The organism is Streptomyces sp. HSW2009, from assembly GCF_040240285.1.
In the GTDB taxonomy this organism is placed as follows: Bacteria; Actinomycetota; Actinomycetes; order Streptomycetales; family Streptomycetaceae; genus Streptomyces.
Genome location: NZ_JBEHZD010000394.1, coordinates 1 through 7,699 on the forward strand (window position 1 = coordinate 1; position 7,699 = coordinate 7,699).

6 protein-coding genes are annotated in these 7,699 nt (G+C 73.7%); 2 read left to right on the forward strand and 4 right to left on the reverse strand.

Annotated features, from left to right (window positions below; all coding sequences use genetic code 11):
* Window positions 1–102: 102 nt before the first annotated feature.
* The 4 genes from AAHZ94_RS24305 to AAHZ94_RS24320 form a co-directional block, all read right to left on the reverse strand.
* Entirely contained in the window at window positions 103–2,529 is a 2,427-nt protein-coding gene (locus tag AAHZ94_RS24305; protein ID WP_349995219.1) for a transglutaminase TgpA family protein, read from the reverse strand.
* On the reverse strand, window positions 2,526–3,890 hold the full coding sequence (locus AAHZ94_RS24310; protein ID WP_349995220.1) for a DUF58 domain-containing protein: 1,365 nt from the start codon (window positions 3,888–3,890) through the stop codon (window positions 2,526–2,528). The genes AAHZ94_RS24305 and AAHZ94_RS24310 overlap by 4 nt, the downstream gene beginning before the upstream one ends.
* A complete protein-coding gene (locus AAHZ94_RS24315) occupies window positions 3,890–4,888 on the reverse strand; it encodes an AAA family ATPase (RefSeq protein ID WP_349995221.1) in 999 nt (332 codons plus the stop codon). The genes AAHZ94_RS24310 and AAHZ94_RS24315 overlap by 1 nt, the downstream gene beginning before the upstream one ends.
* A 321-nt stretch (window positions 4,889–5,209) precedes the next feature.
* Window positions 5,210–5,767, reverse strand: a complete 558-nt coding sequence (locus AAHZ94_RS24320; protein WP_349995222.1) for a beta-class carbonic anhydrase — start codon at window positions 5,765–5,767, stop codon at window positions 5,210–5,212.
* 382 nt (window positions 5,768–6,149) lie between these two features.
* Here AAHZ94_RS24320 and rsmH point away from each other — a divergent pair, with 382 nt between their 5' ends.
* Window positions 6,150–7,109, forward strand: coding sequence for a 16S rRNA (cytosine(1402)-N(4))-methyltransferase RsmH (gene rsmH, locus AAHZ94_RS24325; RefSeq protein ID WP_349995223.1), 960 nt, complete (start codon window positions 6,150–6,152; stop codon window positions 7,107–7,109).
* Window positions 7,106–7,699, forward strand: a 594-nt coding sequence (gene ftsL / locus AAHZ94_RS24330; protein WP_349995224.1) for a cell division protein FtsL, incomplete at its 3' end; no start/stop codon positions are given. The genes rsmH and ftsL, both read left to right, overlap by 4 nt.

The window sequence follows — 7,699 nt, forward strand, 5'->3', positions numbered from 1 at the left end:
GGCCCGGGGCGGGCGGGCGCCCGGGGCGCGCGGGCGCGGCGGCGGGGCGGGCGCCGCGGACGGCGGGCCCCCGGGCGGAACCAACCCCCCCGGGGAACGGGGTCAGCCGCGCTGTCGGTACGGGAAGCGGAGGCCGGCCAGTCTGCGGTGCCAGGGTGAGGTGCGCCAGCGGTCCGCCCAGGCGGCCCGCCGCAGCGCGAACTGGGTGGCCACCCGCGACGCCGACCGGGGCAGCAACAGCGCACGCAACCGGGTGGGCCGGTCGGCGGTGTCGCGGAGCCCGGCCGCCACCAGGCGGACGTCCTCGGTCAGCCCCGCCGCCGGCTGCGGATGCGGCGCGTACCAGGTCTCCTCCACCGCCGCCGCCAACCGCTGCGCGGCAACCGCGGGCGGCCCGGTCAGCCCGCCCCCGTCGACGATCCGCGCCGCCGCCTTACGCGGCGTCAGCGAATCGTCCGGCGGTATGCCGTAGTCCCAGCCGGTGTCGAGCAACTCCTGCCACGCGGCCTCCGTGCGGGCCACGGCGGCGTCCGTGCTGCGTCCCTGCGGTGCACCGAGTCGGCGGCTGCGGGTCCGCAGTCGCCACAGCATCGGCAGCAGCGGGATGAGCAGCACCGCCAGCGCACCCGAACCGATCAGCGTGATCTTGCCCCAGGGGGTGCCGCTGCTTCGGTCGGGGTCCTCCGGCTGGTTCGGCGCCGGGCCGCCGCAGTCGCCGAGCCGCTTCAGGTCGGGCGTGCAGCTCTCGGACGGCGAGGGCGCGGCCGAGGACTCCTGCGAGCGGCTCGGCTGCGGCAGCGGGTCGGTCGAGCCGTCGTCCGCGGGCAACTCGTCGATGGTGTAGTCGGGCTGGGTGCCCCGGCTGGGCGTCGGCTCGAAACGGGTCCAGCCGACACCCTCGAAGTACAGCTCGGGCCAGGCGTGGGCGTCCCGCAGCCCCACCGACATGGAACCGTCCGTCTGGGCCGCGCCCGGGGTGAAGCCGACCGCCACGCGGGCCGGGATGCCCAGGGTCCTGGCCATGGCCGCCATCGTGAACGAGAAGTGGACGCAGAACCCCTCGCGGTCCTTGAGGAAGCGCGCGATGGCCTTGCTGCCGCTGCCCGCCTCCACCTGCGTGTCGTACCGGAAGCCGCCTTCCAGCGTGAACCAGTCCTGCAACTTGACGGCCTGCTCGTACGCGTTGCGGGCCCCCCGGGTCACCTCGTCCGCCCGCTCGGCCACGACCGCGGGCAGCGAGTCGGGCACCTCCGTGTACTCCCTGAGCAGTTCCGGCGAGGGCGGCGGGGCCTGGGCGAGCTGGGTCGCGGTGGGCTGGATGGCCAGGCTGGACACCTCGTACTGGATGCCGCGCGTGTTCTGGCCGCGGTCGCCGACGATGGTGCGGCCCTCGGGCTCGAAGCGCCACCGCCCGTCCAGCCGCACGCTGGAGGCCGGGTAGGGGAGCGGGAGCCAGTTCTGCGCGTACCAGTCGGCGGCCTTGATGACGGACTCGACGGGCTGGGTCCTGACGTCGGAGCGCAGCCCGGGCGGGGTCGGCATGCGGTCGGGCACGTCCTGCACCCGGCGCTCGGACGGCTTCCACGCGGAGCCGTCGAACTGGTCGAGGGCCACGATGCGCAGGTACAGGTCCTGGGTCTCGGTGGTGGAGGTGCGGTAGCGCAGCACCTCCTTGTCGTCCGGCTGGTTCAGGCTGTTCTGGAGCGAGACCAGGGGGTTGACCGCCGAGATGGTGCCGCCGTTGCCGTCACCGCCGTTGCCGTTCGCGCTCTGGTCGAGCAGGCCACCGCCGAGGGACGGCAGCACGGCCGGTACCGCGAGGGCGATGCCGAGCGCGAACACGCCGATCCGGCGCCCGGTGCGCAGCGGGGACGACGACGAGGCCGCCCCGTCCAGGCCGGATGAGGCCCGGCCCTGGCTGCGCGGGCCCGTCCCGCCGCTGAACACCCGGCCCCACTGGGAGAGCCGGTCGCGCCCCTCGGCCAGCAACAGCAACAGGTAGCCCGCACCGGCCACCAGGAACCACAGCCAGTCGGAGTCGCCGTCGGAGAGGCCGGCTGCGATCGAGAACAGGGCCAACAGCGGCAGCCCGGCGGGCGCCGCACTGCGGAACGTCACCGCCAGTACGTCCACCACCAGGCCGATCACCAACACCCCACCGACGAGCAGCAACTCGATGCCCGTGGTGTCCGGCGCCGGAATCGCGTACTTCTCGACGTCGTCGACGCCCGCCGAGAGCAACCGACCGAACTCGCGGAAGACCGCAGGGCTCGGAACCACCCCGCCCAGTGCCTGATCCCGGGCGAACGTCCAGGTCAGCAGCAGCAGGCCGGCAACGGCCTGGGCCGCGATGGTCAGCGGGCGGGCCAGCGGCACCCGGCGCGCCAGCACCCCGACCCCGGTCTGCACCACGAGCAGCACCACCGCCTGCAACAGCCATCCTGAGCTGTCGACCAGCGGCAGCAGGGCACAGCTCGCCGCGAGGGTGGCCAGGGCTGCGCTCACTGCCAGCCGCGCACTCCCACTCATTGCCAGCCCCCGTTCGCCGCGCCCGGCGCCGAAACGCCGCTGTGGTGCGCCCGGTACTGGTCCGCCTGGCGCCACAGTTCGGGCAGCGCCATCCCCGGGGCGACCGGCAACGCCGCCCAGCCCGCGTCCCGCAGCAGCCGCAGCCGCTCCTCCAGCGGGCCCGGATCGGCCCCGGCCGCGCCGCGCGCCCAGGCCGCACCGTCGAGCACGAACGCCACGGCCACCCCGCTGCGCTGGCGCAGCCGGGCGAGCAGCGTCGCCTGTTCCTCGTTCAACTCGCCGACGAAGGCGACGAGCAGTCCCTCGTTGCCCTGCCGCAGCACGTCGTGGGCGCGCGAGAAGCCGGCGCCGTCCGAGTGCTCCACGACCGCGAGGGTGTCGAGCAGCAGTCCGGCGGCATCGGCCGAATCGTGCGCGCTGGCGTGGCCGCCCGCGCCGTCATGGCCGGGCACCGAGCTCCCGGTGTCGGTCAGCAGCCGCACCGAATACCCCCGCTCCAACAGGTGCACCGCGGTCGAGGCCGCGCCCGAGACCGCCCATTCGAAGGGCGAGTCGGGACCGGCGCCCCGATGGGCCGTGCGCCGGGTGTCCAGCAGCACCGTGCAGCGGGCGCGCCGCGGCTGCTCCTCGCGGCGCACCATCAGCTCGCCGTGCCGGGCGGTGGAGCGCCAGTGCACCCGGCGCAGGTCGTCGCCGTGCCGGTAGCCGCGCGGGATCACGTCGTCCTCGCCGGCCAGCGCCAGCGAGCGGTACCTGCCGTCGCCGTACCCCGCGGCCTCGCCGGACAGCCGCACCGCCGGCAGCGGTTCGGCCCGCGGCACCACCGTCAGTGTGTCGTAGCCGCTGAAGGCGCGGGTCAGCTCGCACATCCCGAACGGGTCGGCCAGTCTGAGCTGCAACGGCCCCAGCGGATAGCGCCCGCGCAGGTCGGAGCGGACCCGGTAGGAGACCTCGCGCCGGCCGCCGGGTTCCACCCGGTCCAGCACGAAGCGCGGCCTTGGCCCCAGCACGTACGGCACCCGGTCCTGGAGCATCAGCACACCGGTGGGCAGCCGGGACACGTTGTCGATCCGCAACTGCACCCGGGCCTCCGAGGCCGCCGGCACCCGGCCGGGGTCGAGCCGCCGGCTGCCCGCCACCTGGTGACGGGTGCGGTAGACCACGGCCACGCACACCAGCGGCAGCGCGGCCAACATCAGCCCCACCCGCAGCAGGTCCGCCTGGCCGAGCACGAAGCTGCACACCGCGGCGGCCAGCCCGGCGGCGAGGAAGGACCTGCCGCGCGTCGTCAGGCCGGCCAGCGCCACGTACAGACCCGCAGGGCTCGGATCGCGGCCCGCCGACTTCCCCCCGGCGGACATCAGGCCCTCCGGGCGCCCGGAGGCTGCTGACCGTACGGCGACGGCACCGGCGTGCGGTGCAGGATCTCGCCCACGATCTGCTCCGCCGTACGACGGTTGAGCTGCGCCTGTGCCGTGGGCAGCAGGCGGTGCGCCAGCACGAAGACGGCCAGCGCCTGGACGTCGTCGGGAAGCACGTACTCCCGGCCGCTGAGCGCCGCGGCGGCCTTCGCCGCCCGCACCAGGTGCAGCGTGGCCCGCGGCGATGCGCCGAGCCGCAGCTCGGGGTGGTGGCGGGTGGCGGAGACCAACTCCACCACGTACCGCCGCACGGGCTCGGCCACGTGCACCCCGCGCACCGCCTCCACCAGCTTCACGATCTCGTGCGCGTGTGCCACCGGGCGCATGGCGTCCAGCGGGGAGACGCCGCCGTGCACGTCCAGCATCTGGAGCTCGGCGTCCGGGTGCGGATAGCCCATCGAGACCCGGGCCATGAACCGGTCGCGCTGCGCTTCGGGGAGCGGGTAGGTGCCCTCCATCTCGACCGGGTTCTGGGTGGCCACCACCATGAACGGGTCGGGCAGCAGGTGGGTCTCGCCGTCCATCGTGACCTGGCGCTCCTCCATCGATTCGAGGAGGGCGGACTGGGTCTTGGGCGAGGCGCGGTTGATCTCGTCGCCGATCACGATCTGGGCGAAGATCGCACCCGGCTTGAACTCGAACTCCTTGCGCTGCTGGTCGTAGACGCTCACCCCGGTGATGTCCGAGGGGAGCAGGTCGGGGGTGAACTGGATGCGGCGCACCGAGCAGTCGATGGACCGCGCCAGGGCCTTGGCCAGCATCGTCTTGCCCACGCCCGGGACGTCTTCGATCAACAGGTGTCCCTCGGCCAGCAGCACGGTCAGCGAGAGCCGTACGACCTCGGGCTTGCCCTCGATCACACCCTCCACCGACCTGCGGACCCGATCCGCTGTGGTGGTCAGATCGCTGAGGCTCGCTCGCTCGTCATAGGTCGTCACCCGGCCCTCCTCGGCCCGTTCCGGACCGCGCCCAACCCTGGGGAGCGGTCCACCGCACAACACGACATCGGGCCCCGCGACGGCGGAGGGCGATGTCACCTAGGCATTCTCGCCGCCAATGCCACTCGCCGTCACTCGCCTGTGGATAACCCAGTGCGGAGGTACCGTGCGCGCTGCGCTCTGGCGGATGTGGCGCCGCCAGGTTCGGCGTCGCCTTGCTGGTCCGCGGCGCCCGCCGTACCGGCGCGTGGACCGTGGCAGGGCGAGCACAGGCACGTCGCTGGGCACTGTGCTCGCTGGACCTGCGGGTTTCGCGGGGCCTCAGGTGCGCGGGCTGATCTCGCGCAGTAGACCGGTGGTCACATCGAAGACGAAACCGCGTACGTCGTCCGTGTGCGGCAGGAACGGCGAGGTGCGCACCCGCTGCATGGACTGGCGTACGTCGCCGTCCAGATCGCGGAACGCCTCCACCGCCCACGCCGGACGCTGGCCGACCTCTTCTTCGATCTCGTGCCGGAAGTCCTCGGTGAGGGAGAGCAGACCGCAGTCGGTGTGGTGGATCAGGACCACGCTGCGGGTGCCGAGCGCGCGCTGGCTGATCGTCAGCGAGCGGATGATGTCGTCGGTGACCACGCCGCCCGCGTTGCGGATGGTGTGGCAGTCACCCAGTTCGAGGCCGAGCGCCGCGTGCAGGTCGATCCGGGCGTCCATGCAGGCGACGACCGCGACCCGGCGCACCGGGCGGGCGTCCATGCCGGGGTCGGCGAAGGTGGCCGCGTACTCACCGTTGGCGGCGACCAGGGAGTCGGTCACGGTTCCCAGCGGGGCGCTGTCACCGGCGGGTGCGGAGGACTGGTGCGAAGGTGCAGGTGTGGGCATGGCATGACCGTAACCGGCACCGGCCCCCCATGCCGCGGGAGGGTGGGGCAAAGGCGAGCAACTAGGTCGGGTGTGAGGTAACCCACAGGAGGGCGGTTGGTCCGCCGTACGGGTGAAACGGGCGGTAAAGAACCGGTGGGAGACGCGCTGGCCAGTTGGTTGACCGAGGGGACGAGTGGACTAAAGTGACGCGAAGTGGGAGACGTGGCGCTCCCCTGTGAATCGACAAATCTCCCGCGTGTGCGGCGTGTACGTGCCACTCGGCCTCCTCCCGCTCCCGGCCGCCTGACGTCACTTCCCCGGCGCCAGTAGGCCGCTTCCCCTTCAGCGAGCGGGCGGGGACCCGGCGGCACGCGACTGCCCACCCTCTCTGGAAGGGCGCATGAGCAGCAACGCTCTCCACGTACCCGTCATGCTCCAGCGCTGTCTGGACCTGCTCGCTCCGGCACTCGCCGAGCCCGGGGCGGTGGTGGTGGACTGCACGTTGGGGCTCGGCGGACACAGCGAGGCGCTGTTGGCGACCTTTCCGGCCGCCCGGCTGATCGCGCTCGACCGCGACCCCGCCGCCCTCAAGCTCTCCGCCGAGCGACTGGCCCCGTACGGCGACCGGGCCACCTTGGTGCATGCCGTCTACGACACGCTGCCCGAGGTCCTGGACGGGCTCGGCGTCCCCCGGGTGCAGGGCGTCCTCTTCGACCTCGGTGTGTCCTCCATGCAGTTGGACGAGGCCGACCGCGGCTTCGCCTACGCGCAGGACGCGCCGCTGGACATGCGCATGGACCAGACCACCGGCATCAGCGCGGCCGAGGTGCTGAACACCTACCCGCCGGGCGAGTTGGTGCGGGTGCTGCGCACGTACGGCGAGGAGAAGTTCGCCCGCAAGATCGTGGACGCGGTGGTGCGCGAGCGGGAGCAGGAACCGTTCCGCAACAGCGCCCGGCTGGTCGACCTGATCCGTGCGGCGCTGCCACAGGCCGCCAAGCGCACCGGAGGCAACCCGGCCAAGCGCACCTTCCAGGCCCTGCGGATCGAGGTCAACGGCGAGCTGAAGAGCGTCGAGCGCGCCATCCCGGCCGCCGTCTCACGGCTGGCGGTCGGTGGGCGGATCGCCGTACTCGCCTACCAGTCGCTGGAAGACCGCCTGGTCAAGCAGGTGTTCGCGGCCGGCGCCGCGAACACCGCACCGCCCGGGCTGCCGGTCGTGCCCGAGCGGTACCAGCCGCGGCTGCAACTGCTCACCCGCGGCGCCGAGCTGCCCACCGAGGAGGAGGTGGCCGAGAACCGGCGCGCCGCCCCGGCCCGGTTGCGCGGCGCGCAGCGCATCAGGGAGGACGCGCCGTGAGCGGCCAGGCGCGCCGCACCGGCGAGGGCCGGGTGCCGCGGCTGATCCGGCTGCGGCCCGCCGGCGCGGCAGGCTCCGCACGCCGGGCGCCCTTCGCCCTGTTGATCGTCTTACTCCTCGGCTCCGGCCTGATCACCCTGCTGCTGCTGAACTCCTCGCTCAACCAGGGGTCGTTCGAGCTGTCCCGGCTGGAGCGGCAGACCAACGACCTGACCGACGAGGAACAGGCGCTCCAGCAGGAGGTGGACGAGCTCGCGCAGCCGGACACGCTCCAGCGGCGGGCCAGGGAACTCGGCCTGGTGCCCGGCGGCGGCCCGGCCTTCCTGAACCCCGACGGCACGGTGCGCGGCGTGCCCGCGCCGGCCAGCGGGCGGCCGACCACCCAGAGCGGGCCCGTGACCCAGCCGCCACCCGCACTCCGCCCGTCGGCCACGCCCCGGGCCACCTCCACTCCCGCCGCGCCCACCACCTCCGGCAGCCCGTCGCCGCCGCCCCCCGCGGCGACCGCGTCCGGGTCGGCCGGTGCGGCAGCGGGCGCCGATGCAGGTCCTCGCCAGGCCGAGCCCGGCGCCGCACCCACCGCCGTACCC

Excerpts from the sequence above, each read along its gene's own strand:
- AAHZ94_RS24320 (WP_349995222.1), bottom strand. The coding sequence starts at position 5,767 with ATGCCCACACCTGCACCTTCGCACCAGTCCTCCGCACCCGCCGGTGAC.
- rsmH (WP_349995223.1), top strand. The coding sequence starts at position 6,150 with ATGAGCAGCAACGCTCTCCACGTACCCGTCATGCTCCAGCGCTGTCTG.
- AAHZ94_RS24305 (WP_349995219.1), bottom strand. The coding sequence starts at position 2,529 with ATGAGTGGGAGTGCGCGGCTGGCAGTGAGCGCAGCCCTGGCCACCCTC.
- AAHZ94_RS24310 (WP_349995220.1), bottom strand. The coding sequence starts at position 3,890 with ATGTCCGCCGGGGGGAAGTCGGCGGGCCGCGATCCGAGCCCTGCGGGT.